The sequence below is a fragment of the Caldimonas sp. genome (assembly GCF_046291045.1).
In the GTDB taxonomy this organism is placed as follows: Bacteria; Pseudomonadota; Gammaproteobacteria; order Burkholderiales; family Burkholderiaceae_C; genus Caldimonas.
Map to the genome: position 1 here is coordinate 1 of NZ_JBKBSL010000022.1, position 26,789 is coordinate 26,789.

Below are 26,789 nucleotides of genomic sequence, written 5' to 3' on the forward strand. Positions count from 1 at the left end.
GTTAGGGAAGGTGTTCAAAACACTGCCCCCGTGGTCTGTGACCGGCCGCGCATGGCCTGACAATACAGCCATGAAGCAACAAGACCTTGGACTGAACCTGAGCAAGCGGCGCACGCGCAAGGCTGTGTTTCTGGACGAGATGAACCTGGTGGTGCCGTGGTCCGAGCTGCTGGCGCTGATTGCACCGCACGCCCCGCGTGCCAAGACGGCTCTATGCCGTTTCGTGTGGAAAGCATCACCGTCACTGAGGCATCGCCGGCGCGAACGGGCTGGCCGGCAGGTGCTTGAGCTTGGACATGCGCAGGTAGGTGTGGGGTCCCGGATGATTGATTGCTGCACAATCGACGCGGTCTGCTGATGGGCCGCGAGGTGCTGCGGGCTGTGATGGCAGGGTCATCCGTGCGGCCACACCATGCAAGCGGCCGGCGCTGCAAACGTCTTTCACCGCTGCCGCGCCTGACTGGTCGGTCAATCGAGCGTCAACACTGGCCTTGGCTTCGCCATTGTCATGACCAGCGTTGGCGCCCTCCTCGGCAGCACGCATACGACTCGACATGAATACAAGCTCCGCCGTGGTCATCCACTCGATCGCCGCCGCCCCGTGGTATGTCTTGCTGCACCTGTCTCTGTCTCTGGGCGCCCTGGCCATCGGGGTTTGGTCTCTGGCGCGCAGGAAGGGGGACAGGTTGCACAAGATCTTGGGCTGGGTATGGGTCTGCCTGATGCTCGCCACCGCAGCGATCTCCTTCGCCATCCAAGGGCGCGGACGTTTCAGCATGATTCATGTGCTCAGCGTGGTGGTGCTGGTCGCCGTCCCGCTTGGCGTGCTTCATGCTCGTCGGGGGAACCTGCGAGCTCACTCCTACACGATGGCTTCTACGTTCGCGGGACTGGCCATCGCTGGCGCCTTCACGCTGCTGCCTTATCGCATGCTGGGCCAGTTCGTGTTCGGCGCACGGTGAGGGCCGCCCCCATGCGAGCGGCGGGCGAAGCGGCCGCCAGCGCGATCGGCGCCGCGCGGTGTGGGCGGGCCCGCCTTGAGCTTTGAGGATCGACGACGCGCGCCACCCCCACAACGCCCGGCACGGCCGGGCGTTTGCCTTTCAGGCTCCACTTAACCCATACCCTAATGGGTATATACTTATACTCCATACAGTATCAAACCGGAGGTGGTATGCAAGGAGCCGACACGCTCGTTCGGGCGATGGCGTTGGGCCTGGTGCTGGCCGCCGGCGAGGGGGTCGCCCAGGGCGTGGTGGTGCCCACCGTGGCGGTGCGTGCCGCCGCCGTGGGTCAGGGCCTGGAGCTGGACGGCCGGCTGGAAGCCGTGCGCCAGAGCGTGGTGGCCGCGCAGGTGCCGGGCAATGTGGTGCAGTTGGCCGTGCGGGCCGGCGACGTCGTGAAGGCCGGGCAGGTGCTGGCGCGCATCGATCCGCGCGAGGCGCAGGCTTCGGTGGCCCGGGGGGATGCAGGTGTGGCGCAGGCGCGGGCGGCGCTGTCGCAGGCGCGCGCCGACGTGGAGCGCCAGCGCGAATTGAAGAAGCAGGGTTTCATCAGCCAGGCCGCCCTGGACGCCGCCGAGGCGCGTTTCCTGGCCGCCGAAGCCGGCTTGGCCGAGGCTGCAGCCGGGCGGGGGCAGGCCGCCTTGGCGCGCAGCTTCACCACCGTGGTCGCACCCTATGACGGCCTGGTGCTGGCCACCCATGTGGAAGCCGGCGACCTCGCCACGCCAGGCCGTCCGGTCGTGACGGTCTATGCGCCCCAGCCGATGCGGGCGGTGGTGTACGTGCCGGCCTCGCGTCGCGCCGCGCTGGGGGAGGGGGCCCGCGCGCAGGTGCGTCTGCCCTCGGGGCGCTGGGTGCAGCCCGCGAAAGTGACGGTGCTGCCCGGTGCCGACCCGGTGTCCCAGACGCTGGAGGTGCGCCTGGACCTGGCCGCAGCCGACGTGGGCCAAGCGGTGCCGGGGCAGGCCGTGCGCGTGCGCCTGTCGCTGCCTGGCGAAAGCGGCCCGGGCTCCGAGGCCGCGGGGCAACGCCTCACGGTGCCGGCCTCGGCGCTGCTGCGTCGCGGCGAGCTGACCGCCGTGTACGTGGCGCGCGAGGGCCGCTTCGTTCTGCAGGCCGTGCGCACGGGCGCTGATCATGGCCAGGCCGGTGTGGAGGTGCTGGCCGGGCTGAGCGAAGGTCAGGCGGTGGCCACCGACCCGGTGCGAGCGGGCCTGGCGGGCGCCGTGCCGCAGCAACCCTGAAGGAGCCTGCCCGGTGAGCGTGTCTTCTTCTGAATTGGGGCTGTCGGGCCGCATCGCCGCGGCCTTCCAGGCCCACACCCTCACGCCCTTGCTGGCGTTGGTGGCCCTGCTGCTGGGTCTGTTCGCGGTGCTCGTCACTCCACGCGAAGAGGAGCCCCAGATCAATGTGACCATGGCCAATGTGCTGGTGCCCTTCCCCGGTGCATCGAGCGCCGACGTGCACGCGCTGGTCGCCCGGCCCGCCGAGCAGGTGCTGGGCCAGATCGCCGGGGTGGAGCACACGTTTTCGGTGGCCCGTCCCGGGCTGGCCGTGCTGACGGTGCAGTTCGAGGTGGGCGTGCCGCGCACCGAGGCGCTGGTGCGGCTGTATGACGTGCTCAACGCCAACCAGGACTGGCTGCCGCGCGATCTGGGGGCCCTGTCGCCCATCGTCAAGCCCAAGGGCATCGATGACGTGCCGGTGCTGGCGGTGACGCTGTGGAGCGAGGATGCCGCCTCGGCTTTCGAGCTGGAGCGTGTGGCCCATGCGCTGGAAGCGGAAATCAAGCGCGTGAAAGGCACCCGCGAGGTGGTGACGATCGGTGGGCCCGGCCGCAGCGTGCAGGTGGCGCTGGACCCGACGCGGCTGCGCGAACGGGGCGTGGACCTGGCTGGTCTGCGCCAGGTGCTGGCCGCCGCGAACCTGGGCTTGCCTTCAGGCCAGGTGATCGACGCGGCCAGCAGCCAGATGCTCAGCGTGGAGACCGGCGAGTTCCTGCGTTCGGCCGAGGACGTGGCCTCGCTGGTGGTGGGCGTGCACCAGGGCCGGCCGGTCTACCTGCACGAGGTGGCGCAGGTGAGCGCGGGCGCGGCGCAGCCGGTGCGCCACGTGTGGTTCACGCCGGGGCCGGGGCGTGAGTCCCACGCCGGCCAAGTGGGCGCAGCCTACCCCGCGGTGACGCTGAGCGTGACCAAGAAGCCCGGCGAGAATGCCGTGGACGTGGCCCGCGCCGTGCGCGAGCGGCTCGATACCCTGCGCAACACGGTGCTGCCGTCGAACGTGCAGATGACGATCACGCGCGACTACGGCGAGACCGCCGCCGAAAAGGCCAACCAGCTCATCCAGAAGCTGGCTTTCGCCACCGGCTCGGTGATCTTGCTGGTGGGGCTGGCCCTGGGCCGGCGCGAGGCGGTGATCGTGGGCGCAGCCGTGGTGCTCACGCTCACGGTCACGCTGTTCGCGTCATGGGCCTGGGGCTTCACGCTCAACCGCGTGTCGCTGTTTGCGCTGATCTTTTCCATCGGCATCCTGGTGGACGATGCCATCGTGGTGGTGGAAAACGTGCATCGCCATCTGGGCCTTTCGCCTGGACGGCCGCTGCGCGAGATCATCCCGCTGGCGGTGGACGAGGTGGGCGGCCCCACCATCCTGGCTACGCTCACCGTGATCGCCGCACTGTTGCCCATGGCTTTCGTGAGCGGGCTGATGGGCCCCTACATGGGCCCCATCCCGATCAACGCCAGCATGGGCATGGCGCTGTCGCTGGCGATTGCTTTCACCGTGACGCCCTGGCTGGCGCTCAAGCTGATGAAGCCGCACGGCGGTGCGCACGTTGAGGGCGGCGCGCCCCAGAGTCTGTCCGGGCGGCTGCAGCGCGTCTTCGAGGCGCTGTTGATGCCGCTGTTGCTCAGCGCCCGCAAGCGCTGGCTGCTGCTGGGCGGCGTGCTGGCAGCGCTCCTGTTGTCGGCCGGCCTGGCCGTGGTGCAGTGGGTGGTGCTCAAGATGCTGCCCTTCGACAACAAGAGCGAGTTCCAGGTGGTGGTGGACATGCCCGCGGGCACCCCGCTGGAAAGCACGGCGGCCGTGCTGCACGAACTGGGGGCCTACCTGTCGGCCCAGCCCGAGGTGCGCGACCTGCAGGCGTATGCCGGCACGGCCTCGCCCATCACCTTCAATGGCCTGGTGCGCCAGTACTATTTGCGCGCCGAGGCCGAGCAGGGGGACCTGCAGGTCAACCTGGTGCACAAGTCGCAGCGCAAGGAACAGAGCCACGCCATCGCGCAGCGGTTGCGCCCGGACCTGGATGCGATCGCGCAACGCCACGGCGCGCGATTGAAGCTCGTGGAGGTGCCGCCGGGCCCGCCGGTGCTCTCGCCCATCGTGGCCGAGGTCTACGGCCCCGACGAGGCCGGCCGCAGCGCGCTGGCCCGACGCCTGGCCGAGGCCTTTGCCGCCACCCCCGACATCGTGGCCATCGACACCACCTTGAAGGAGGATGCGCCGCGCGTCTTCCTGCGCGTGCAGCGCTCGCGCGCCGAGGCGCTGGGCATTCCGGTGGCCGTGGTGGCTCAGACGGTGCACGGCGCGCTGTCGGGCGCGGATGCGGCCTACCTGCACGACGGCCACAGCAAGTACGCGGTGCCCGTGCGCCTGCAGCTGCCGCGCGAAGCCCAGGTGGGGCTGGACGCCCTGCTGGCCCTGCCACTGAAGGCCGCCGACGGCCGGCTGGTGCCGCTGTCGGAGCTGGTGAGCGTGGAACGCGGCGTGATCGACAAGCCGCTATATACCAAGGACTTGTTGCCGGTGCACTACGTGATGGGCGACATGGCCGGCCGTCTGGACTCGCCGCTGTACGGCCTGGCGGCCATCCGTGCACGCCTGGATGAGGCCGCGCTGCCGGGCGCGGGCCCCCTGGGCGAGTACTGGATCTCGCAGCCGGACGACCCCTTCCGCGAGTACGCGATCAAGTGGGACGGCGAATGGCAGGTCACCTACGAGACCTTCCGCGACATGGGCGCGGCTTACGGCGTGGGCCTGATCCTGATCTACCTGCTGGTGGTGGCGCAGTTCCGCTCGTATTCCACGCCGCTGGTCATCATGGCGCCCATCCCGCTCACGCTGATCGGTGTGATGCCCGGCCATGCGTTGCTGGGCGCGCAGTTCACCGCCACTTCGATGATCGGCATGATCGCGCTGGCGGGCATCATCGTGCGCAACTCCATCTTGCTGGTGGACTTCATCGAGCTGCAGCTGCGCGAGGGCGCCGACTTCCGGCACGCCGTGGTGCGCTCGGCTGCCGTGCGCGCGCAGCCCATTGCGCTGACGGCCCTGGCGGCCATGGTGGGCGCCTTCTTCATCCTCGACGACCCCATCTTCAACGGCCTGGCCGTCTCGCTGATCTTTGGCATCCTGGTCTCGACCCTGCTCACGCTGGTCGTCATCCCGGTCCTGTACTACGCGGCCTACCGCCATCGGTACGAAGCCGGCAAGGCCGCCTGAAACCTTTCTTCCTCACTGACTGCACTGGAGCACACCATGACCGTCGAACGTTTGATCCGCATCTTTGCCGGCGCCTTCATCCTGATCTCGCTCGCCTTGGGCGTGGAGGGCAGCCCGCTGTTCGTCTCGAAATGGTTCCTGGCCTTCACGGCCTTCGTGGGCCTGAACCTCTTCCAGTTCGGCTTCACCAATTTCTGCCCGCTGGGCATCATCCTGCGCAAGCTGGGCGTGCCCGACGCGCCGGCGAGCTGCGCACGCTGAACGATCGGGGCCCCCGCCATGAGCACTGCGCCGCAGCCGAACCCCCTGGCCTACCTGATGCCGGGCTGGTTCTCCATCGTGATGGGGCTGGCCGGTCTGGCGCTGGCCTGGCACCAGGCCGCCCGGCGCATGGGCCCCGTGGCCGAGGGCGTGTCGATGGCGCTGGGCGCCTTCGCCGGGCTGGTCTTCGCAGCGCTGCTGGTGCTGTCGTTGTGGCGCTGGCACCGTCATCCGCAGGCCGTCCGCGAAGACTTGCACCACCCGGTGCGCCATGCCTTCTGGGCCGCCGTGCCCATCTCGCTGCTGCTGCTGGTGACCGCCTGGGTGGCCCATCGCGGGCCCAGCACCGTGGCGCTGGTGCTGTGGGCGCTGGGCAGCGCTGCGCAGTTGGGTGTGACGCTGTGGGTGATCACCCGATGGTGGCGGGGCCACCTGCCGGGTGGGCTGGTGTGGGCGGGCATCACGCCGGCCCTGTTCATCCCCATCGTGGGCAATGTGCTGGTACCCCTGGCCGGCGTGCCGCTGGGCCAGGCGCACTGGTCAGCAGCCCAGTTCGGCATCGGTCTGATCTTCTGGCCGGTGGTGCTGGTGCTGATCATGGTGCGCAAGGCCACGGCCGGCCTGTGGCCCGAACGGCTGATGCCCACAGCCTTCATCCATACGGCCCCACCGGCCGTAATGGGTCTGGCCTTGATGCAAATGGGCGCCCCGGTGCTCATCGGGTGGGGTGCCTGGGGGATGGCGCTGGTGTTTGCGTGGTGGGCCGGCACGCAATGGCGGCGCATCGTCGCGCTGCCCTTCGGCGTGACGCACTGGGCCCTGTCCTTCCCGCTGGCGGCCTTCACCGCGCTCACTTGGACGCTGGCCGACACCCCGCTCGTGCAGGTGCTGGCAGTGGCGTTGCTGGCAGTGGTGTCGCTGGTGGTGCTGGGCCTGCTGCGCGGCACCTGGCAGGGCCTGCGCCGGGGCACCCTGCTCGTGGCGGAAGGCCCTGCCGCGGCCGGGCCACCCACGCCACCGCCCGGCAAGGCCACCCCGACCGAGGGACAATCGCCATGAACGCCCCTTCTGCCTCGAAAGGCTGCGCCATGTCCGTCCTCCAGAACGAGAAGTCCCGCACCGATCTGCTCAACCGCCTCAAACGCGCCGAGGGGCAGTTGCGCGGCATCCAGCGCATGATCGAAGAGGGCGAGGACTGCCTGCACATCGCCCAGCAGATGTCGGCCGTGCGCAAGGCGCTGGACAGCACCTATGTGCGCATGACGGTGTGTTTCATGGAGCAGGAATTGGGCGCACGGCTGGAGCAGGCCGGCGGCACGCCCGAGGCACTGAGTGAGGTTCTGGACAACGTCGAGGCTTTGCTGGGCAAGGTGCGCTGAGCTTCAACCCGGCTTGCGGGTCGGCTTCCCTGGACGCGCTGCGCGTGGGGCCATGGGCCCTGAGACAATTCGGGCTGCGGCCATTGTGAAAAGGCCGCACTTTCCAGGAGCCCCCATGCCCACCCGCAGACAGGCACTCACCCATGCCGCCACCGTGGCCTCGCTGATGGCCGCGGCCGGCGTGTGGCCGGGTGCCGCGCTGGCCCAGGCCGGCGCCTATCCCAAGGCCGCCTTCGAGACGCGCTCGATGGACGAGGCGCTCAAGGTGCTGGGCCACGCCCGTCCCGTGGCCAGCGCCGAGGTCCAGCTCAGCGCCCCGGACATCGCCGAAAACGGTGCCCTGGTGCAGCTGGGCCTGTCCACTGCGCTGCCCGGCGTGAAGCGGCTGATGCTGCTGATCGAGAAGAACCCCAACATCCTGGCGGCCGTGTTCGACCTCACCGAGGCCATCGAGCCCAGCCTGTCCACGCGGGTGAAGATGAGCGAGTCGTCCAACGTCTACGGCGTGGCGGTGTTGGCCGACGGCCGCGTGCTGTTCGCGCGCAAGGACGTGCGCGTGACGCTGGGCGGCTGCGGATTCTGAACGCCGGGGACGGCAAGGAGCCAAGGAAATGACCGAACCGATGCGGCTGCGGGCCCAGGCCTCGGGAGGCAAGGCCACCGTGCGGGTGCTGATGGCCCACGAGATGGAAACCGGCCAGCGCAAGGACGCCGCCGGCGCCGTGATCCCGGCCTGGCACATCCAGCAGGTGAGCGTGCGCCACAATGGCCAAGTGGTGATGACGGCCCATTGGGGGCCGGCGATCTCCAAGAACCCCTTCCTTCAGTTCGTGGTGAAGGGGGCCAAGGCCGGCGACCGGATCGCCATCACCTGGGTGGACAATCGCGGCGCCACCCGCACCGACGAAACCGCCGTGATCTGATCGGCGCCCTCGGGCCGACCCTAACTTCACAAGACGGTGGTAGGCGATTCGAGCAAGACGCGCGCGTCGTGCTCGGTCCAGCGCTCGATCCAGGCGGGCAACTCGGCCGCCGGCAGTGGCCGGGCCACCAGGTAGCCCTGGGCGAGGTCGCAGTCCAGGCTCCTGAGCGCGCGCCAGTGGGAGGCCGTCTCCACCCCTTCGGCCACCACCGACAGGCCCAGGTTGTGGGCCAGGTCGATGGTGGAACGCACGATCTTGGCGTCGTCGCTGTCGCGCTCCATCTGCATCACGAAGGACTTGTCGATCTTGAGCTCGTGCACCGGCAGGCGCTTGAGATAGGCCAGGGACGAGTAGCCCGTGCCGAAGTCGTCGATGGCCAGCCGCAGGCCCATCTCGTGCAGGCGTTCCAAGGTCTGTTGCGCGCGCGTCGGGTCGTCCATGATGGCGCTTTCGGTGATCTCCAGGCACAGGGCCTCGGCCGGGGCGCCATGACGCTGCAGCAGGGCGGCGAACTTGTGCGGCAGCTCCACGTCCATCAGGTCGCGCGTGGACAGGTTCACCGACAGCGGCACGGCCCGGCCCTGTGCGTGCAGCGCGCGCCAGGTGCGCAGGCATTCGTCGAGAATCCAGGCGGTGAGGGTGCGGATGAAGCCGGTCTGCTCGGCAAAGGGGATGAACTCCATCGGCGGCACCAGGCCGCGCTGTGGATGCTGCCAGCGCACCAGGGCCTCGGCCCCTTCGACACGTGCGGTGCGCAAGGCCACCTTGGGCTGCAACACCAAGCGCAGCTCGCCGCCGTCGATGGCGCGTCGCAATGCGCTGAGCAGCGAGATCGTGCGGGCGCTGCCCGAGTCGAAAGCCGGGTCGTAGGCCAGCGCGCCAGCGCCACGGCGTTTGGCGGCGTACATCGCCACCTCGGCGCGGCTGAGCAGCGTGTCGGCATCCTGGGCATGGTCCGGGCTCGTGGCCACGCCGATGCTGGCGCGCAGGTCGATGGTCTGGTCCTCCAGAACCAGCGGCGCCTCGAAGGCCGCCGCCACGCGCTCGGCCACGCGCAAGGCATCGTGGGTGTCGGTGGCCGGCAACAGCACGGCGAACTCGTCGCCGCTCAGACGCGCCACGAGGTCGCCCTGGCGCACGCAGACGCGCCCGAGCCGCTGCGCCACCTGCTGCAGCACACGATCGCCGATCTCGTAGCCCATCACGTCGTTCACGTGCTTGAAGCGGTCCATGTCGAGCATGAGCACCGAGACGTGACCGGTGGATCCCACCCGGCGCTCGCCGTTCATCGGCATGGGAGGGCGGCGCACTTCCGCCAGAGCCTGTGACGCCGACACCCTGAATTGCGCGCGGTTGGGCAGGCCGGTCAGGCTGTCCCAGTAGGCCAGGCGGGTGATCTCGCGTTGTTGGGCGTCCACGTTCACGCGCATGCGCTCGAAGGCCTGGGCCAGTTCGCCGATCTCGTCAGGGCTGCTCACCTGGACGGGGGAGTGGTAATCGCCCTGACCCAGCCGTTCGGCCGCCCGCACCAGGGCTCGCACCGGGGTGGTGATGTGCCGGGCGGTGAACACGCTGCTCGCTGCGAAGACTCCCACCCCCAGCACGGTGATCAGCGCCATCACGAGCTGGAGCTGTCGATACGGCGCCACGGCCTCGTCGACCGAGCGCATCAGCACCGCCCGCACGCTGCCGCCGTCGTCCGGGTTGAGCACGAAGCTGCGGGCGCTGAAATCTTCGCCCTCGATCATCAAGGACGCCTGCTGCGCGGCCGCCGCGTCCGGCCCCCAGTCCACTGTGGTCAGCGCAACGGCCAGATCTTGCGCCAGTGTGGAGGCGCCCAGGCGCCAAGCCCCGGGGTCGTCGGGCCGCACCAGCAAGCTGGCGTGCAAGGCCGTGATCTCACGCAGGTCGCGCACCAAGGCCGGGCCCATGTCGAATCCCATCACGACCCAGCCGATCACCAGCGGGGCCCGCAGGGGCACCATCACGAGTTGATAAGCGTGGCCGCCGAGCGTGACGATCTCGCTGGCCGGGCGCTGACTCATGCCTGAGGCCGAACGCTCGGCCAGGCGGTGCACGGCCGGCATCAAGGCCGTGGCCTCCTGCTGCGCCGCAGCGCGCAGCGTAAAGTCCGTGTCCAACAACAGCGCGATCGAGGCCCCGATGCGTTCGCCGTGGTTGAGCAGCACCGAGCCGATGGTCTCGGCGTCCTTGGTGGCCACAGCCGAACGGAAACCGTAATCGGCCGCCAGCAGCGTGGCCCCGTCGCTGAGCTTTTGCGCGTTTTGCCCCAGCAAGCGGCGGAACACGCGCTCGCCAAGCTGCAGTTCCTGGGCGATCTGACTGCGGGCATTGCGGGCCACGCTCTCGCGCGTGGCCAGAAAGCTCAAGGCCTGCACCGCCAGCAACAGCCCGAGGAAGGTCGCGACGATGCGTCGTCTGAGCCGACGCGAGAACCACTCCGGCAGCGAACGGTCGAGCCAGGCGGCCATCATGGCCCCACCTCGAGCCGCACCTCCACCTCGGCACCGCGCGCCTGCAGCGTGATCGGCTGGCGATGGGGGGCTCGGCTTTCCGGCCATCGCGGATGCCACACCTGAAGCAGGTAGTTCCCCACAGGCACCTGGACGATGCGGGCCTTGCCCTCACGGGTCACGGCAAACCAGGGCGTGTCGACCACATGCACCCAGGCCACCATCTGGTCGTGGATGTTGCAGCCCAGCACCGCCGTGCCGGGCTTGTCGAACACCACGGGCTGGGCGGGCGTGCCCACATAGAGCTTGATCTCGAAAGGCTTGATGGGCGAGAACGAATAAACGTGATGGCGCACCGTGTCGTGGTTGGGAAAGTGCACCGGCGTGCCGGTCTGCACCACGGTCACCCGGGGCACGAACTGGCGCGCGCGCTGCTCGATGACCGCCTGGGCCCCCGGCGGCAAGGCGGGAACGCTCCCACTGCGGGGCAGCAAGGCCACCGCCGCCTCGTCCAGCGGTCGGCCTGTCGCATCGAGCACGCTCACCGTGACGTCGGCCGCGATGGCGATCGCGGCCCGCAGCGCCGCCGCCAACCCGATCCCCCAACGCAGAGCCCGCCGCATGGCTATTCCCCCTCAAGGTTCGATGGCCAAAGCACGCACGGGCTCACCCGAGCCGATGATGCCCACCACCTGGGCACGGCCGCTTTGCAGATCGATACGCACGAGCCGGGACACGCGCTCGCGCGGCAGCGTCACCGCGGCCAGCGCGGTGTTGTCGAGATCAGCGATATCGAAGGACACATGGCGTAGCGGCGTGGCCAGGCCCAGCGAGCCCACGGTGAACAGCAGGCCCGCGTTCGGCGACACCACCGGCTGCGCGCCTTCCAGCGAGCCCTGGCGCACCAGCAGGCCCAGGCCGGCGTCGATGGCGTAGTTGGTGGTGAGCTTCTCGTCCTGCTTGTTGTAGGTGTAGGCCGCGGCCTCGAGGCGCGGCGCGCGGCCGGCGTTCGGGTCGCCGTTCGCATAGCGCAGGGTGCCGTCGGGCTGGAAGCCCTCGGCCGTCGGGTCGGCATCCACCAGCGCCCCGGTGTCGGGATGCGCGCGCAGGTTCTGGCCCCGCTCGGTGACGATGCGGATACGGTCGGCTGCGGGGTTGAAGTCGAACCCCACAGCGTGGCCGTTCAAACCGACGGGCCAGGTCGAAGCCCCCACCGGCTGCAAGCGGCCCTGCGTCGGGTCAAGGGTGTAGAGCCGCCCTTGGTTGCTCAGCGCATAGAGCTGGCCGCGAGCAACGCGGTAGTCCATGCCAACGATCTCTTCGCCTGCGGCCAAGCCCAGCAGCAGCACCCGTTCCAAGACTTGCTGAGGACGTTGCGGATCGATGCGCACGAGCTGATGAGACGCCGTGAGCACCCACACCCTCAGGGGGGCCGCGACCGGACGAGCCGCCGCAGAAAGCGGGGCGGGTGGCGCCGGCTCCACAGCCGCCGGCGGGACGGCACACCCCCCCAAAGCCAACATCAGACTGGCCGCTAGGGCCCAGCGGGAACGACTCATCGACACACCTCCGTGATCCGGATGACCAACATGCTCGTCACCATATCGGCAATGGTCAACCGGACTTGACCCTGGGCGCAGGGGTCCACGCCCGATCGAACCCCGTTTCGGGCCCCGTCGGCGCGGGCCCGCCGCAGAGGGCCTTTCGTTCCCCTGCCCCTCAAGATCGAGCCCAGCCCCGGAATCGGCGCGAACGACCGGGGCGTCAGGCCCCGTGCGCCGGCGCCGGGGTCATGCGCGGCCGATCCAGCCGGCGCATGAACACCAGGTAGAGCAGCGGCACCACATAGAGCGTGAGCAGCGTCGAGAAGGCCAGGCCCCAGACGATGCTGGCGGCCACCGGCCCCCACAGCAGGCTCTTGCCGCCCAGGCCCGTGGCCAGCGAGAACAGCCCGCCGATGGTGGTGGTGGACGTGATCAGGATGGGCACCACGCGGCGGCGCGCCGCCCACACGACGGCGTGCATCGTGCCCATGCCGCGCGCACGGCGCTCGTTGGCCGCGTCGATCAGCACGATGGCCGCGTTCACGGCGATGCCGGTCAGCGCGATCACGCCGTACATCGTGTAGAGCGACAGCGGGTTCTGCGTGAGCGCCAGGCCCAGCGTCACGCCGGTGAAGGCCAAGGGCACCGTCACCAGGATCATCAAGGGCTGCCAGTAGCTGACGAACTGCGCGGCCAGGATCAGGAAGATCAGGCCCACCCCCAGCGCAAAGAGCTGGCCCATCGCATCGAGGCTTTCCTGGATGTCCTCCAACTCGCCCGAGAACTCCAGGTCGATGCCCGGGTACTGGCTCGCCACCTCGCGCCAGGCGGCCTGCACCTGGGCGTTGGCCTGCGCGGTGTTCACAGCCTGCGGGTTGTCCTTGGGGTCGTCGAGGTTGGCTTCCACCGTGATGGTGCGGCGCAGGTTGTAGTGACGGATGAAGCCCTTGCCCGGCTCCACGCTGGCCGTCACCAGGGTCTCCAGCCGCGTGACCTGGCCGTTGGGCAGGGTGAGCGGTTCGGCCAGCAGCGCGGCGGGGTCGGCACGCAGGTCGTCGCGGCCGCCCACGCGCACCTCGATCTTGTCGCCCCCCTCGCGGGTGAAGGCCACGATCTCGCCATCGACCTGGATGCGCAGCATGCGCGCGAGCGCAGCGGCATCGAGCCCGGCGCGGCGCAAGGCCTCGTGGTCGAACTGCAGCGTGAGCTTGGGCCGGCCCGGCACGTCGTCGTCGGTGACGTCCTTCGCGCCGGGCACACCGGCCACAATGGCCTTGACCGCATCGGCCGCGCGGCGCAGCTCGTCCGGGTCGTCGCCGCGCACCTTCACGTTCAGCGGCTTGCCCTTGGGCGGACCGCCCGACAGCAGCGTGAAGCTCTTGCGTCCGGGGCCGGGCAGGGCCTCCACCTCGGCGCGCATGGCTTCGATGACTTCGCTCACCTCGCGCCCGTCCTCGCCGCGCGGGTTCAACGACACCGACACCTGGCCGTAGGGATCGCCATAAACCGGCTCGGTGTCGGTGAACTTGATGCCCGCCACCGACACGACCGCACGCGCCTCGCCCTGCGGGCCCACCCCTTGCAGGTGCTTGCGCACCACCTGCTCGACCGCCTCGGTTTCGGCGAGGGTTTGCTCCAGCGTGGCCTGCGAAGGCATGTCCACGTTCACGTAGAACAGCCGCAGCGGATCGAAGGCGAAGAACTGCACCTTCACGGCGCCCGAGAAGAACAGGCCCACCGCCCCCAACACCAGCCCGACGGCCACCAACAGCGACCAACCCGCGCGGCGCAGCACCATCGCCAGACTGCGCCCATACCACAGGCGCAGTCTGCGGTTGAACTCGTTGCGCCAAGCCTGGGCCCGCGAAGTCTGATCCAGGCGCAGCTTGAGCGCGTGGACATGGGTGGGCAGCATCCAAAACGCCTCGACCAGGCTGATCAGCAAGGCCAGGGTCACCACGAAGGGGATGACGAACATGAACTTGCCCACGATGCCGGGCAGCAGCATCAGCGGCAGGAAGGCCGCCAGCGTGGTGAGCACCGAAGACAGCACCGGGGCGAAGACCTCGCGCACGCCGTCGATCGCGGCCTCGAAGGCTTGGGCACCACGCTGCAGGCGGTAGTAGATGGCCTCGACGACCACCACCGCATCGTCCACCAGCATGCCCAGCGCGATCACCAGCCCCAGCAGCACCGAGATGTTGAGCGTGTGCCCCAGGCTGCCGAGCACGACCATCGTGCCGGCCAGCGCGAACGGGATGCCCAGGGCCACGAGCACGCCGATGCGCCAGCCCAGAAAGAGCCAGCAGATGCCAAGGACACTGACCAGACCGAACAGCGCGTTGGCTTCCATAACGCCGATGGCTTCGCGCGTGGGTACGGTTTGGTCATCGCTGAGCAGCAGCGTCAATCCGCTGGCGGCAAGCGCCGCCTGGCGCTGGGCGATGTAGTCGTTGAGCCGCTGCACCAGCTCCAGGGTGTGGGTGCCGGGCTTCTTGGTCACGGCCAGGCTGATGGCGCTGCGCCCGTCCATGCTGGCCCGCTGGGCGGCTGGCGCGCGCGCGCGCTCGATGCGCGCCACCTCGTCCAGGCGCGCGGTGGCTTGCGGCCTCGACGGGTTGCGCACCACGATGCCGGCCAGATGCTGCGGGTCGGTGGCGATGCCCTGCGCCGTCACCGACCAGGCGCCGCCGACCGTCTTGAGCGTGCCGGCCGAGGTGTCGCGAAAGACGCTGCGCACCGCATCGGCCACGTCGCTGGCGCTCAGGCCACGCGCGACCAAGGCGGCGTTGTCGGGCGTGATCAGGAGCTCCGGATCCCGCAGCCCCGAGGCATACACCTGGTCCACGCCGGCCATGCGCTCCAGGTCGAGCTTGATCTGGCGGCCCGCCTGGCGCAGCACCTCGTCGTCGTCCTGGCCCAGCAGCATCAGCGAGGCGGTGGGAAAGCCGTTGGAGGTGGTGATCTCCAGCACCACCGGATCCTCGGCCTCGGCGGGCAGTTCGGTGTTGGCCTTGTTCTGGATCTCGCGACGCAGGTCGGCGATGCGCTTGTCGAAGGTGCGCTCGGAGATTTCGCGGAAGCGCACGAGGATGCTCGAGACATTCTCGCGGCTGCTGCTGACGACGAAGCGCACGTCGGCCACGCCCTTGATGCCGTCTTCCAGCGGGTTGGTGACCAGGCGTTCGACGTCCTCGGCCGAGGCGCCGGGCAGGGCGGTGATGATGCTGACCCAGTTGAAGTTGATCTCTGGATCCTGCGCTCGCGGCATCGAGAGGTAGCTCAGCGCCCCCAGCACCAGCACCACCACGAAGGTGACGTTGGCCAGCGGATGGTTGCGGATCAGGGCAGCCAGCAGCTTCATCGGTCGATGCTCACGCGGGCGCCATCCTGCAAGGCCGCCTGGCCGCTGACGACCACCAGGGCGTCCGGCGGCAGCGCGGCCACAGCAGCCCGGCCCTCCTGGGCCGCGGGCAGGGGCACGAAACGGGCCTTGCCCTGGACCACCGTGAACACGCCCAGGCGGCGGTCGCGCCGCACGATCAGCGCCGGGGGCACGTGCGCACGATCCTCGGTCCACAGCAGGCGCCCCTCGGTGCCGGGCAGCACGGCCTGAAGCGGGGCCAGGCGCACCTCCACCGTGCGCGCCGGCGCCGTCACCGCACCAGCCACGCGCAGCAGCTTGAGCGCCACGGTGCGTCTGCCCCCCGCCTCGAAGCGCGGGTCGCTCGCCGAGCGCAGGCTGGCCACATCCTGGGGAGCCAGCTGCGCGCTCACCTCGGCCGCGCCGGTCTCGGTCAGCACATAGAGCACCGTGCCGGGGGCCACGTACTCGCCAGCTTGGGCCAGGCGCTGGCTCACCGTCGCTGCGAAGGGCGCCGCGATGCGCGTGCGCGCCAGGGCTCGTTCGGCCGTGGCGAGCTGCGCCCGGTGGGCCGCCAGCTCGGCCTGCAGCAGCTTCAATTCGGTCTCACGCTGGTTCAGCGCTTCCTGGGACAGGAAGTTCTGCGCCACCAGCTCGCGCGTGCGTTGCCACTGCGTTTGGGCCAGAGCCAGGCGCGCCTGGGTGGCCTGCACGGCCGCCTGCGCGCGGTCGCGTTCGAGGCGGAAGTCGGTCGGATCGATCTCGGCCAGCAGTTCGCCGCGGCGCACGCTGGCACCGGCATCCACTCGCCAGCGCAGCAGCGTCCCCGCCACTTCGGCCGCCACCCGAGCCTGGTTGCGCGGCACCACGGCCGCCGGCGCTTCGCGCTGCGGACGCACGGCCACGTCGCCAAAGGGCCGGACCTGGACCGACGCGGCCCCGCCATTGGCCGAGGGGGCCTGGGCCTGAGCAGCGCCGATCCACAGGAGCGCCCCCAGGCAAGACAAGAACACGGCAAGGCAGCGAAGCTTCATGGAGGGCTCGGGAAGGACAGCCTGAGCGACAGCACCACCGCGAGGGCGAAACCGGCGGGCCGAAGGCCGTTTTGTGCAGATGTTCATAAGATTATGCGCGTGCGCGAGCCGCGCACCCACCCTCTTTCGGGGGCGCTGTGGGGCCATCGGCCGTCATCGTGCTGACATGTGTCGTGAGATGCCTGTGGTGACATTCACACGGCGGTTGCAATTGGTCATCCCTGGATGGCGTGTCTTGCGGCAACATGCGCGCCTCGCTGACTATTGTTGACAGCCGCCGTCCATGCCCGTCGCACCCAGTTCGATGCTCTCCCTCGTGTCGGTCCGGGTAGCCTGCCTGGCCGCAGCCGCAGCGGCCCTGACGGCGTGTGGCGGAGGCGGTGACGATGCCCCGGGGTCGCCCAGCGACGCCTCCTCCACGCCAACCGATGCCCCGGCGCTGGCGGATTTGCCTGCAGCCCCCGGCCCCGCGCCAGCCCCCGAGGGAGACATCTCCTGCGGCCTGCCCGACTTCCAGGCGGAGGTGTTGCGCCTGGTGAACGAGCGCCGCGCCGCTGGCGCCACCTGCGGCAGCCAGGGCCACTTTGCGGCCACCACGGCGCTGAGCTGGAACACGGCCCTGACGACCGCCGCCTACGGCCACAGCCGCGACATGGCCGACAACAACTACTTCAGCCACACCAGCCGCGACGGCCGCACCTTCGACCAGCGCATCACCGACGCCGGCTACCGCTGGAGCCGCGCCGGCGAGAACATCGCCGCGGGGGCCACCTCGGCCCAGGCCGTGATCAACGGCTGGATGGCCAGCGAAGGCCATTGCGCCAACCTCATGAACCCGCACTTCCGCGACATGGGCCTGGCCTGCGCCCGCAACGCCAACAGCCGCTACGGCTGGTACTGGACGCAGACCCTGGGCACGCCGCGCTGAGCACCGCTCAGGCGGACACTGCGTCGATCACCCCGCCGCCCAGGCAAACCTCGCCGTCGTAAAGCACAGCCGACTGCCCCGGCGTGACGGCCCACTGGGCCTGCGGAAACTCGAGCGCAAACCGTGTGCCGTCCAGGCCGTCGAAGATGCAGGACGCGTCGCTTTGTCGGTAGCGCGTCTTGGCCGCGTAGCGGCCCGGCGCGGGCGGATGACCGGCTGTCCAAGCCACGTCACCAGCCACCAGGCGGTGCGACAGCAGCCAGGGGTGGTCATGGCCCTGCACCACGTACAGGGTGTTGTGGTCCATGTCCTTGCGTGCCACGAACCACGGGTCGTGGTCGCCCCCGCCGCGTGCGGCGCCCTTGTCCTTGATGCCCCCGATGCCCAGCCCCTTGCGCTGACCCAGGGTGTAGAAGCTCAGGCCCACGTGCTCGCCCAGCACCCGGCCTCGGTCATCCTTGATGGGGCCGGGCGTGTTGGACAGGTAGCGGTTGAGGAACTCGCGGAACGGGCGCTCGCCGATGAAGCAAATGCCGGTGGAGTCCTTCTTCTTCGCATTGGGCAGGCCGATCTCGGCGGCGAGGCGGCGCACCTCGGTCTTGTGCAGCTCGCCCACGGGGAAGAGCGTCTTGCTGAGCTGCGCCTGGTTCAGCCGGTGCAGGAAATAGCTCTGGTCTTTGGCCGGGTCGAGGCCCTTGAGCAGCTCGAAGCGGCCGTTGCGCTCGCGCACGCGGGCATAGTGGCCAGTGGCGATCTTCTCGGCCCCCAGCCGCAGAGCATGATCCAGAAATGCCTTGAACTTGATCTCGGCGTTGCACAACACGTCGGGGTTGGGCGTGCGCCCGGCCTCGTATTCACGCAGGAACTCGGCGAACACCCGGTCTTTGTACTCGGCCGCGAAGTTCACGTGCTCGATCTCGATACCGATCACGTCGGCCACCGAGGCGGCATCGACGAAATCGACGTTCGAGGAGCAGTACTCGCTATCGTCGTCGTCTTCCCAGTTCTTCATGAAGATGCCGACGACCTCGTACCCCTGCTGCTTGAGCAACCAGGCGCTCACGGCCGAGTCCACCCCGCCGGACAGGCCCACCACCACCCGCGACTTGCGCGTCATGGCGCCCTCACCTTGAGCTCGGGGGAATAGATCGTCGGATCGACCGTGATCAGCTCCAGCGGGTAGCGCTTGCCGGCCAGGTGGTCCTCCATGCAGCGCAGCACCAGCGGACTGCGGTGCCGCTCGCGGCTGGCGCGGATCTCCTCGGGCGTCATCCACAGCGTGCGCACGATGCCCTCATCGAGCACCCAACCTGGCGCGGGCTCGCTGGCCGTGCCGCGGAAGGCAAAGCGCACGTAGGTCACGTCCTCGCCGGTGGCGGGGCGGTGAAAGCGCGAGAGGTAAACGCCCACCAGCGCCTCGGGCGTGAACACGCAGCCGGTTTCCTCCAGCATCTCGCGCACCACCCCTTGCACGGGCGACTCGCCCGGGTCGAGGTGGCCGGCCGGGTTGTTCAGGCGCAGGCCCTCGGCCGTGTGCTCTTCCACCAGCAGGAACTGGCTGCGGCCATCGACCTGGCGCTCGACGATGGCCGCCACCGTGACACTGGGTTTCCAACGATCGTTCATGGGCGCCGATTATCGCGGCCCCCACGAAAGCCCGCCGCCGCCGGGGACACCGCGGCGGGCTCACAATGCTCCTGATCGGTGCACGCCCCCTCCACCACACCCATGAGCCGTTTCCAGAACGTCCGCCTCGAACACGCCAGCCGCCTCATCAACCATGGCCCCACGGTGCTCGTGACCAGCGCCCACGGCGGACATCGCAACATCATGGCCGCGGCATGGTCGATGCCGGTGGAGTTCACACCGCCGCGCCTGGCCATCGTGATCGACAAGCGCACCTTCACGCGCGAGCTGATCCACGCCAGCGGGTATTTCGGCGTGTGCATCCCCGGCGCGGCCCTGGCCGACCTCACCTATGCCGTGGGCAGTGTGAGTGGCCGCGAGATCGACAAATTCGCACGCTTTGGTATCGCTTCGCAGGCTGGAAGCCTGACCGGCGTGCCCCTCTTGGAACACGGCTGCGCCGCCTGGATGGAATGCCGGTTGATCCCCGAGCCGCATACCGAGCAGGCCTACGACACCTGCTTCGCCGAGGTGCTGTCGGCCGCGGCCGATGCGCGCATCTTCGACAACGGGCGCTGGTCGGTGCGCGAGGACAATGCCGAGCTGCACACCTTGCACCACCTGGGGGCGGGACGGTTTGCCACAGCCTCGAAGACCACGCACGCGCGTCCCGCGTGACCGCCCCACGCGCCCGCCACGCCCCCCCTCTCGGAGGGCGCCCCACCCCAGGGTCCCTCGCCTTGCAAGAAGCTGAAACTTGTAATCTTGTTACATCGCGCAGGCTTGTCAGCTTGTGTAAGCTGCGCGGGATTTGGCGTTGTGCCGCAGGGCGCAGCACCGCAGTTTCAGAGAACCACACGAGGAGGGCTTCATGCTCATAGGCGTACCGCTCGAGACGGTGGCGGGGGAAACCCGCGTGGCCGTCACCCCCGAGACGGCCAAGAAACTCAAGGCGCAGGGTCATACCGTGCGCATCCAGTCCGGCGCCGGCGTGAAGGCGGCTGCGCCCGACGAGGCCTACGTGGCCGCCGGGGCCGAGATCACCGATGCCGCGGGCGCCTTCGGCTGCGAGCTGGTGCTCAAGGTGCGCGCTCCGAACGCCCAGGAGCTCGCGTTGATGAAGCCTGGCGCCACCCTGGTGGGCATGCTCAACCCCTTCGATGCCCAGGGCCTGCAGCGCCTGGCCGCGGCCGGCCTGACCAGCTTTGCGCTGGAGGCGGCGCCGCGCACGACGCGCGCGCAGAGCATGGACGTGCTGTCCTCGCAAGCGAACGTCGCCGGCTACAAGGCGGTGATGATCGCCGCCGATCGCTACCAGCGCTTCTTCCCGATGCTGATGACGGCCGCCGGCACGGTGAAAGCCGCGCGCGTGGTGGTGCTCGGCGTGGGTGTGGCCGGCCTGCAGGCCATTGCCACGGCCAAGCGCCTGGGCGCCGTGATCGAGGCGTCCGACGTGCGCCCCTCGGTGAAGGAACAGGTGGAATCGCTGGGCGCCAAGTTCATCGACGTGCCCTACGAAACCGCCGAGGAGAAGGAGGCCGCCGAAGGCGTGGGCGGCTACGCCCGGCCCATGCCGCAAAGCTGGCTCGACCGCCAGAAGATCGAAGTGGCCAAGCGCGTGGCCCAGGCCGACGTGGTGATCACCACCGCGCTGATCCCCGGCCGCCCGGCCCCGGTGCTGGTGACCGAGGACATGGTGAAGTCGATGAAGCCCGGCTCGGTGATCGTGGACCTGGCCGCGCCCCAAGGCGGCAACTGCCCGCTGACCGAGCCCGGCCAGACCGTCATCAAGCACGGCGTGACCATCGTGGGCGAAACCAACCTGCCCGCCCTGGTGGCCGCCGATGCCTCGGCCCTGTACGCGCGCAACGTGCTGGACTTTCTCAAGCTCATCGTCTCGAAGGAAGGCACGCTGAAGATCGACCTCGCCGACGACATCGTCGCGGCCTGCCGCATGACGCAAGACGGACAGGTGACGCGCACATGATGCCTTTCCCGATGCAGCGCGTGATGCTGCGCGCCAAGCTGCACCGCGCCACCGTGACCGAGGCCGATCTGCACTACGAGGGCAGTTGCGGCATCGACGAAGACCTGATGGACGCGGCCGACATGCGCGAGTTCGAGCACATCGACCTCTACAACGTGAACAACGGCGAGCGCTTCTCGACCTACATCATCAAGGCCCCGCGCGGCAGCGGCACCATCTCGCTCAACGGCGCGGCCGCGCGCAAAGCCCAGATCGGCGACTTGCTCATCATCTGCACCTACGCGCCGATGAGCGAGGACCAGGCCCGCGACCACAAGCCCAAGGTGGTGCTGCTGGGCGAAGGCAACCGCATCCAGGAAGTTCGCAAGTTCTGATCCGCAAGTTCTGACACTTTGAAGGAGACGCCGGCATGGACACGCTCAGCCCGGTCATCATCAACCTGATCATCTTCGTGCTCGCCATCTACGTGGGCTACCACGTGGTGTGGAACGTCACGCCCGCCCTGCACACGCCGCTGATGGCGGTGACCAACGCCATCTCGGCCATCGTGATCGTGGGCGCCATGCTGGCCGCCGCGCTCACCGAAACCGGCCTGGGCAAGGCCATGGGCGTGCTGGCGGTGGCACTGGCCGCCGTGAACGTCTTCGGCGGCTTCCTGGTGACACGCCGCATGCTCGAGATGTTCAAAAAGAAAGAGAAGAAGGCATCGGCCGCGGGAGGCCAGGCATGAGCATGAACCTCGTCGTCCTGCTGTACCTGGTGGCCAGCGTCTGCTTCATCCAGGCCCTCAAGGGTCTGAGCCACCCCACCACGTCCATCCGCGGCAACGTCTTCGGCATGACGGGGATGGCGATCGCCATCCTCACCACCGCCGCGCTCATCGTCGAGACGGCCGGCCGCATGGGCCAGCCAGGCGCTGCGGGCATGGTGTGGGTGCTGGTGGGTCTGCTGGCCGGCGGCTCCATCGGCACGGTGATGGCCAAGCGGGTGGAAATGACCAAGATGCCCGAGCTGGTGGCCTTCATGCACAGCATGGTGGGCCTGGCCGCCGTCTTCATCGCGGTGGCCACGGCGGTGGAGCCTTGGGCCTTCGGCATCACGGCCAAGGATGCCGCCATCCCCACCGGCAACCGGCTGGAGCTGGCCCTGGGCGCCGTGATCGGCGCCATCACTTTCAGCGGCTCGGTCATCGCCTTCGGCAAGCTCAGCGGCAAGTACAAGTTCCGCCTCTTCCAGGGCGCACCGGTGGTCTTCTCGGGCCAGCACCTGCTCAACCTGGTGCTGGGCTTGGCAATGCTGGCCCTGGTGGCGGTCTACACCGTCACGCAGAGCGAGGTCGCGCTTTGGGCCTCGATCGCACTGGCCTTCGTGCTGGGCGTGCTCATCATCATCCCGATCGGTGGGGCCGACATGCCGGTGGTGGTGTCCATGCTCAACAGCTACTCGGGCTGGGCGGCCGCGGGCATCGGCTTTTCGCTCAACAACAGCATGCTGATCATCGCGGGCTCGCTGGTGGGCAGCTCGGGTGCCATCCTGAGCTACATCATGTGCAAGGCGATGAACCGCTCCTTTTTCAACGTGATCCTGGGCGGCTTTGGCGGCGACGCCTCGGCCGTTGCGGCAGGGGCGCAGCCGCAGCGCAGCGTCAAGAGCGGCAGCGCCGATGACGCAGCTTTCATCCTGGGCAATGCCGAAACCGTGATCATCGTGCCCGGCTACGGCCTGGCCGTGGCGCGCGCCCAGCACGCCGTGAAGGAGCTGGCCGAGAAGCTCACGCACAAGGGCATCACGGTGAAGTACGCCATCCACCCGGTGGCCGGGCGCATGCCGGGCCACATGAACGTGCTGCTGGCCGAAGCCGAAGTGCCCTACGACCAAGTCTTCGAGATGGAAGACATCAACGGCGAGTTCGGTCAGGCCGACGTGGCCATCGTCCTGGGCGCCAACGACGTGGTGAACCCCGCGGCGCTGCAGAAGGGCTCGCCCATCTACGGCATGCCCATCCTGGAGGCCTACAAGGCCAAGACCGTGATCGTCAACAAGCGCAGCATGGCCGCCGGCTATGCCGGACTGGACAACGAGCTCTTCTACATGGACAAGACCATGATGGTTTTTGGCGATGCCAAGAAGGTCGTGGAGGACATGGTCAAGGCGCTGGATTGAGCTGCACGGTGCTGCAGCCTGGGGTCAACCCGAGGGCCCCGGTGCCTGTGCTCCCTGTGTTAACCCTGGCTATGCGCGTTTCCCATGAAGCCAGGCAGGCCCAAACCTTGCATGCTTGAGGCCCTGACCTGTCCACAAGGCAGGTCAGGACATTGCAAGCCACCGGCTGCCCCGTCGATCCGGCGGAGCGGCCTTCATGTCAGGAAAGGGTTCTCGAGATGAAGACACGTTGGATCAAGGGCCTGGCCGCTGCCGCAGCCGTTGCGCTGCCGGCGATGCTGCCACTTTCCGCCTCGGCCGGGCCGACGCTCGATGCGGTGAAGTCGCGGGGCACGCTGCGCTGCGCCGTCAATAGCGGCCTGCAAGGCTTCTCGGCCCCCGATGCCCAGGGCCGCTGGACAGGCCTGGACGTCGACTTCTGCCGCGCCGTGGCCGCCGCCGTCCTGAACGACCCCAACAAGGTGCAGTTCGTCCCCACCACGACGCAGAACCGCTTCACGGTGCTGCAGTCGGGCGAGGTGGACATCCTCTCGCGCAACACCACCTGGACGTCCTCGCGCGACTCCACACTGGGCTCGGTCTTCGCCGGCACCTGGTTCTATGACGGCCAGGGCTTCATGGTGAAGAAGTCGAGCAACGTGAAGAGCGCCTCGCAGCTCAATGGTGCCACCATCTGCGTGCAGCCCGGCACCACGACCGAGCTGAACCTGAGCGACTACTTCCGCAGCAAACGCATGACGTTCAAGCCGGTGGTGATCAGCGATTTGGCGCAGATCCAGCAGGCCTTCTTCGCGGGGCGCTGCGATGTGTTCACCACCGACATCTCGGGCCTGGCCGCCACGCGGCTGGCCGCGCCCAACAAGGATGATCTGGTGATCCTGCCCGACGCCATCTCCAAGGAGCCCCTGGGCCCCATGGTGCGGCGCGGCGACTGGGAGTTCTTCACCATCGTGAAGTGGACGCTCTTCGGCCTGATCGAGGCCGAGGAATACGGCGTCACCTCGGCCAACGTGGACAAGCTCAAAGCCGAATCCAAGGATCCGCAGGTGCAGCGCATCGTCGGCGTCTCGGGCGACGTGGGCAAGGGCCTGGGGCTGGACAACGACTGGCTGGTGCGCGCGATCAAGGCCGTGGGCAACTATGGCGAGATCTACCAGCGCAACATCGGCCCGCTGGGCCTGGAGCGTGGCCAGAACGCGCTGTGGAAGGATGGCGGCCTGATGTACGCGCCGCCGCTGCGCTGACCCTGCCCGCCTGCCCGTCATGAGGCGGCGGCCCGCTCGAAGCGGGCCGCCTCGCCTGCGCGCATCCCCGTCTGTCCCGAGAGGTTGACGCACCGATGTTCAGCAACGAACGTGTCCGCGGCATCGTCTACCAGGTGCTGCTGCTGGCCGCCGTGATCGGCGTGGGCTGGTACCTGGTGTCCAACACCTTGCACAACCTGTCCACGCGGCAGATCCAGGTGGGCTTCGGCTTCCTCGGCCGTGAGGCCGGCTTCGAGATCGCCGAGACCCTGATCACATACGACGCCACCCACACCTATGCACGTGCATTTGCAGTGGGCCTGCTCAACACGCTGAAGGTGGCCGCGCTGGGCATCGTGCTGGCCACGGTGCTGGGCACGCTGATCGGCATTGCCCGGCTGTCGAGTAACTGGTTGCTGGCCCGGCTGGCCTCGGGCTATGTGGAGGTCATGCGCAACGTGCCGCTGCTGCTGCAGCTCTTTGTGTGGTACGGCCTGTTCACCGAGCTGCTGCCGCCGGTGCGCGAGGCCCTCACGCTGGGTGACTGGTTCTTCGCCACGCAGCGCGGCTTCTGGTTCGCCTGGCCGGCCGAGCATGCCGCCTGGTCGGGCGCCGGCTGGGCCCTGCTCGCCGGCATCGGGTTGTCCTGGGCCTGGCGCACCGCCGCGGCACGGCACCAGCAGGCCACGGGCCGGCGCTGGCCCGTGGGCTGGGTCGGCGCCGGCCTGATCCTGGGCCTGCCCGTGCTGACCTGGGCCGCGATGGGCGCCCCCACCGCGATGGACGTGCCCGCCGTGGGCGGCTTCAGCCTGCAGGGCGGCCGCTCGATCTCGCCGGAGTTCGCCGCGCTGCTGCTGGGCCTGTCGACCTACACCGCGGCCTTCGTCGCCGAGGTGGTGCGTGCGGGCATCCTGGCCGTCGACCGTGGCCAGACCGAGGCAGCGCAGGCCCTGGGCCTGAATGCCGGCCAGCGTCTGCGCCTGGTGACGCTGCCGCAGGCCTTGCGCGTGATCATCCCGCCGATGACCAGCCAGTACCTGAACCTGACCAAGAACTCCTCGCTGGCGGTGGCCATCGGCTATCCGGACCTGGTGGCCGTGGCCAACACCACGATGAACCAGACGGGGCAGGCCATCGAGGCCATCGCCATCCTGATGGCGGTGTACCTGTCGATCAGTCTGGCGATCTCGCTGTTCATGAACTGGTACAACGAACGCGTGAAGCTCGTGGAGCGATGAGGACGGCCATGGACAAGACGCTTGCGACGGCCCGCGCCTCGCTGCCCCCGCCGCGACGCCACGCCGGCGCCTGGGCCTGGGCGCGCGAGAACCTCTTTTCCACGCCGCTGAACACGGGCATCACGCTCGTGACGCTGGCCCTGCTGGCCTGGGTGCTGCCCAGGGTGCTCGACTGGGCCGTGTTCGATGCGGTCTGGGGTCATGCCCCGCTCGAGCAATGCCAGGCCGCACGCGGCCAGGGCGCGTGCTGGGCCGTGGTGTGGGAGAAGTTCCATTTCATGATGTTCGGCGTCTACCCCTACGAGGAAAGCTGGCGGGCGGCGCTGGCCATCGGCGTGATGTGCGCCCTGCTGGCCGTCTCGGCCCTCAGGCGCTTCTGGAACGCCGGGCTCATCCTGATCTGGGTCGTGGGCCTGGCGCTGACCTTCTGGCTGATGGGCGGGGGCCTCGGGCTGGCGCCCGTGCGCGCCGAGCAATGGGGCGGCCTGCCGGTCACGCTGATCCTCTCCATCTTCGGCATCGGCCTGGCCTTCCCGCTGGGCGTGCTGCTTGCCCTGGGGCGTCGCTCGAAGCTGCCGCTGATCCGCGCCTTCTCGGTGATCTACATCGAGGTGATCCGCGGCGTGCCGCTCATCACGGTGCTCTTCATGGCCTCGGTGATGTTCGCGCTCTTCCTGCCCGAGGGTCTGCGCATCGAGCAGCTCATCCGTGCCCAGGTGGCCATCATCCTCTTCGTGGCGGCCTACCTGGCCGAGGCGGTGCGCGGCGGCCTGCAGGCCGTGCCCAAGGGGCAATACGAGGCGGCCGAGGCCCTGGGCCTGCCCTACTGGAAGATGATGGGGCTGATCATCCTGCCCCAGGCGCTGCGCCTGTCGATCCCGCCGATCGTCAACAGCTTCATCTCGCTGTTCAAGGACACCTCGCTGGTGGTGATCATCGCGATCTACGATTTCGCCTATGCGGTGAAGAAGTCCGTCGAGACCGATTTCAGCTGGAAGCCCTTCTTCATCGAGGCCTTCCTGTTCTCGATCCTCATCTACTGGATCTTCTGCTACGCGATGTCGAAGTACAGCCAGTGGCTCGAACGCGACCTCGCCCGCGGCCACCAGCGTTGAAC

General features: G+C 68.8%; 24 protein-coding genes and 1 pseudogene. 18 read left to right on the forward strand and 7 right to left on the reverse strand.

Annotated elements, in window-relative coordinates; all coding sequences use genetic code 11:
* Positions 1-70: 70 nt before the first annotated feature.
* The 9 genes and pseudogenes from ACK4ZD_RS09530 to soxZ form a co-directional block, all read left to right on the forward strand.
* A pseudogene (locus ACK4ZD_RS09530) lies at positions 71-208 on the forward strand (IS5/IS1182 family transposase); the annotation flags it as partial.
* A gap of 346 nt (positions 209-554) precedes the next feature.
* Positions 555-962: a DUF2306 domain-containing protein gene (locus ACK4ZD_RS09535; protein WP_409660915.1), complete on the forward strand. Its 408-nt coding sequence runs from the start codon at positions 555-557 to the stop codon at positions 960-962.
* Between the two features lie 212 nt (positions 963-1,174).
* Complete coding sequence (locus ACK4ZD_RS09540; protein WP_409660918.1) at positions 1,175-2,248, forward strand: efflux RND transporter periplasmic adaptor subunit; 1,074 nt, start codon at positions 1,175-1,177, stop codon at positions 2,246-2,248.
* 19 nt (positions 2,249-2,267) lie between these two features.
* The gene (locus ACK4ZD_RS09545; protein WP_409660921.1) at positions 2,268-5,507 is read left to right on the forward strand and encodes an efflux RND transporter permease subunit; all 3,240 of its coding nucleotides are present in this window, start codon (positions 2,268-2,270) and stop codon (positions 5,505-5,507) included.
* A 36-nt stretch (positions 5,508-5,543) separates the two neighbouring features.
* Positions 5,544-5,768 (forward strand): DUF2892 domain-containing protein, encoded by a 225-nt coding sequence (locus tag ACK4ZD_RS09550; RefSeq protein ID WP_409660924.1) that lies wholly within the window; start codon positions 5,544-5,546, stop codon positions 5,766-5,768.
* Positions 5,769-5,786: 18 nt separating this feature from the next.
* Complete coding sequence (locus ACK4ZD_RS09555; protein ID WP_409660927.1) at positions 5,787-6,827, forward strand: SLAC1 anion channel family protein; 1,041 nt, start codon at positions 5,787-5,789, stop codon at positions 6,825-6,827.
* A 29-nt stretch (positions 6,828-6,856) separates the two neighbouring features.
* Complete coding sequence (locus tag ACK4ZD_RS09560; RefSeq protein ID WP_409660930.1) at positions 6,857-7,147, forward strand: metal-sensing transcriptional repressor; 291 nt, start codon at positions 6,857-6,859, stop codon at positions 7,145-7,147.
* Between the two features lie 115 nt (positions 7,148-7,262).
* Positions 7,263-7,730, forward strand: a complete 468-nt coding sequence (gene soxY / locus ACK4ZD_RS09565) for a thiosulfate oxidation carrier protein SoxY (RefSeq protein WP_409660933.1) — start codon at positions 7,263-7,265, stop codon at positions 7,728-7,730.
* Positions 7,731-7,758: 28 nt separating this feature from the next.
* Positions 7,759-8,070, forward strand: coding sequence for a thiosulfate oxidation carrier complex protein SoxZ (gene soxZ / locus ACK4ZD_RS09570; RefSeq protein ID WP_409660936.1), 312 nt, complete (start codon positions 7,759-7,761; stop codon positions 8,068-8,070).
* Between the two features lie 26 nt (positions 8,071-8,096).
* On the opposite strand, the gene ACK4ZD_RS09575 is transcribed toward soxZ, so the two are convergent.
* The 5 genes from ACK4ZD_RS09575 to ACK4ZD_RS09595 all read right to left on the reverse strand — a co-directional run bounded on the left by ACK4ZD_RS09575 (position 8,097) and on the right by ACK4ZD_RS09595 (position 16,486).
* Positions 8,097-10,565 (reverse strand): putative bifunctional diguanylate cyclase/phosphodiesterase, encoded by a 2,469-nt coding sequence (locus ACK4ZD_RS09575; protein ID WP_409660939.1) that lies wholly within the window; start codon positions 10,563-10,565, stop codon positions 8,097-8,099.
* Positions 10,562-11,167: a methylamine utilization protein gene (locus ACK4ZD_RS09580; protein WP_409660942.1), complete on the reverse strand. Its 606-nt coding sequence runs from the start codon at positions 11,165-11,167 to the stop codon at positions 10,562-10,564. Before ACK4ZD_RS09580 ends, ACK4ZD_RS09575 begins: the two co-directional genes overlap by 4 nt.
* A gap of 12 nt (positions 11,168-11,179) precedes the next feature.
* On the reverse strand, positions 11,180-11,959 hold the full coding sequence (locus ACK4ZD_RS09585) for a DUF4394 domain-containing protein (RefSeq protein WP_409660944.1): 780 nt from the start codon (positions 11,957-11,959) through the stop codon (positions 11,180-11,182).
* Positions 11,960-12,308: 349 nt separating this feature from the next.
* A complete protein-coding gene (locus tag ACK4ZD_RS09590; RefSeq protein WP_409660947.1) occupies positions 12,309-15,452 on the reverse strand; it encodes an efflux RND transporter permease subunit in 3,144 nt (1,047 codons plus the stop codon).
* The gene (locus ACK4ZD_RS09595; RefSeq protein ID WP_409660950.1) at positions 15,449-16,486 is read right to left on the reverse strand and encodes an efflux RND transporter periplasmic adaptor subunit; all 1,038 of its coding nucleotides are present in this window, start codon (positions 16,484-16,486) and stop codon (positions 15,449-15,451) included. Before ACK4ZD_RS09595 ends, ACK4ZD_RS09590 begins: the two co-directional genes overlap by 4 nt.
* 304 nt (positions 16,487-16,790) lie before the next feature.
* Here ACK4ZD_RS09595 and ACK4ZD_RS09600 point away from each other — a divergent pair, with 304 nt between their 5' ends.
* On the forward strand, positions 16,791-17,414 hold the full coding sequence (locus ACK4ZD_RS09600; RefSeq protein ID WP_409660953.1) for a CAP domain-containing protein: 624 nt from the start codon (positions 16,791-16,793) through the stop codon (positions 17,412-17,414).
* A gap of 7 nt (positions 17,415-17,421) precedes the next feature.
* Here the strand turns inward: ACK4ZD_RS09600 and mnmA are convergent, their stop codons facing one another.
* Both mnmA and ACK4ZD_RS09610 read right to left on the reverse strand, forming a co-directional pair.
* Positions 17,422-18,531, reverse strand: a complete 1,110-nt coding sequence (gene mnmA, locus ACK4ZD_RS09605) for a tRNA 2-thiouridine(34) synthase MnmA (RefSeq protein ID WP_409660956.1) — start codon at positions 18,529-18,531, stop codon at positions 17,422-17,424.
* The gene (locus ACK4ZD_RS09610) at positions 18,528-19,040 is read right to left on the reverse strand and encodes an NUDIX hydrolase (RefSeq protein WP_409660958.1); all 513 of its coding nucleotides are present in this window, start codon (positions 19,038-19,040) and stop codon (positions 18,528-18,530) included. Before ACK4ZD_RS09610 ends, mnmA begins: the two co-directional genes overlap by 4 nt.
* Positions 19,041-19,142: 102 nt before the next feature.
* Here ACK4ZD_RS09610 and ACK4ZD_RS09615 point away from each other — a divergent pair, with 102 nt between their 5' ends.
* The 8 genes from ACK4ZD_RS09615 (at position 19,143) to ACK4ZD_RS09650 (ending at position 26,787) form a co-directional block, all read left to right on the forward strand.
* Positions 19,143-19,718, forward strand: coding sequence for a flavin reductase family protein (locus ACK4ZD_RS09615; RefSeq protein WP_409660961.1), 576 nt, complete (start codon positions 19,143-19,145; stop codon positions 19,716-19,718).
* A gap of 193 nt (positions 19,719-19,911) precedes the next feature.
* A complete protein-coding gene (locus tag ACK4ZD_RS09620; protein WP_409660964.1) occupies positions 19,912-21,027 on the forward strand; it encodes a Re/Si-specific NAD(P)(+) transhydrogenase subunit alpha in 1,116 nt (371 codons plus the stop codon).
* Between the two features lie 11 nt (positions 21,028-21,038).
* On the forward strand, positions 21,039-21,401 hold the full coding sequence (panD, locus tag ACK4ZD_RS09625) for an aspartate 1-decarboxylase (protein ID WP_409661066.1): 363 nt from the start codon (positions 21,039-21,041) through the stop codon (positions 21,399-21,401).
* A 35-nt stretch (positions 21,402-21,436) separates the two neighbouring features.
* Positions 21,437-21,757, forward strand: coding sequence for an NAD(P) transhydrogenase subunit alpha (locus ACK4ZD_RS09630; protein WP_409660967.1), 321 nt, complete (start codon positions 21,437-21,439; stop codon positions 21,755-21,757).
* Positions 21,754-23,190, forward strand: a complete 1,437-nt coding sequence (locus ACK4ZD_RS09635; protein WP_409660970.1) for an NAD(P)(+) transhydrogenase (Re/Si-specific) subunit beta — start codon at positions 21,754-21,756, stop codon at positions 23,188-23,190. The genes ACK4ZD_RS09630 and ACK4ZD_RS09635 overlap by 4 nt, the downstream gene beginning before the upstream one ends.
* A 218-nt stretch (positions 23,191-23,408) precedes the next feature.
* Entirely contained in the window at positions 23,409-24,434 is a 1,026-nt protein-coding gene (locus ACK4ZD_RS09640; RefSeq protein WP_409660973.1) for an amino acid ABC transporter substrate-binding protein, read from the forward strand.
* Positions 24,435-24,529: 95 nt separating this feature from the next.
* Positions 24,530-25,672 carry an amino acid ABC transporter permease gene (locus tag ACK4ZD_RS09645; protein WP_409660976.1) on the forward strand — a complete coding sequence of 381 codons (1,143 nt, stop codon included), beginning with the start codon at positions 24,530-24,532 and terminating at the stop codon, positions 25,670-25,672.
* Positions 25,673-25,680: 8 nt separating this feature from the next.
* Entirely contained in the window at positions 25,681-26,787 is a 1,107-nt protein-coding gene (locus tag ACK4ZD_RS09650) for an amino acid ABC transporter permease (RefSeq protein WP_409660979.1), read from the forward strand.
* Positions 26,788-26,789 lie beyond the last annotated feature (2 nt).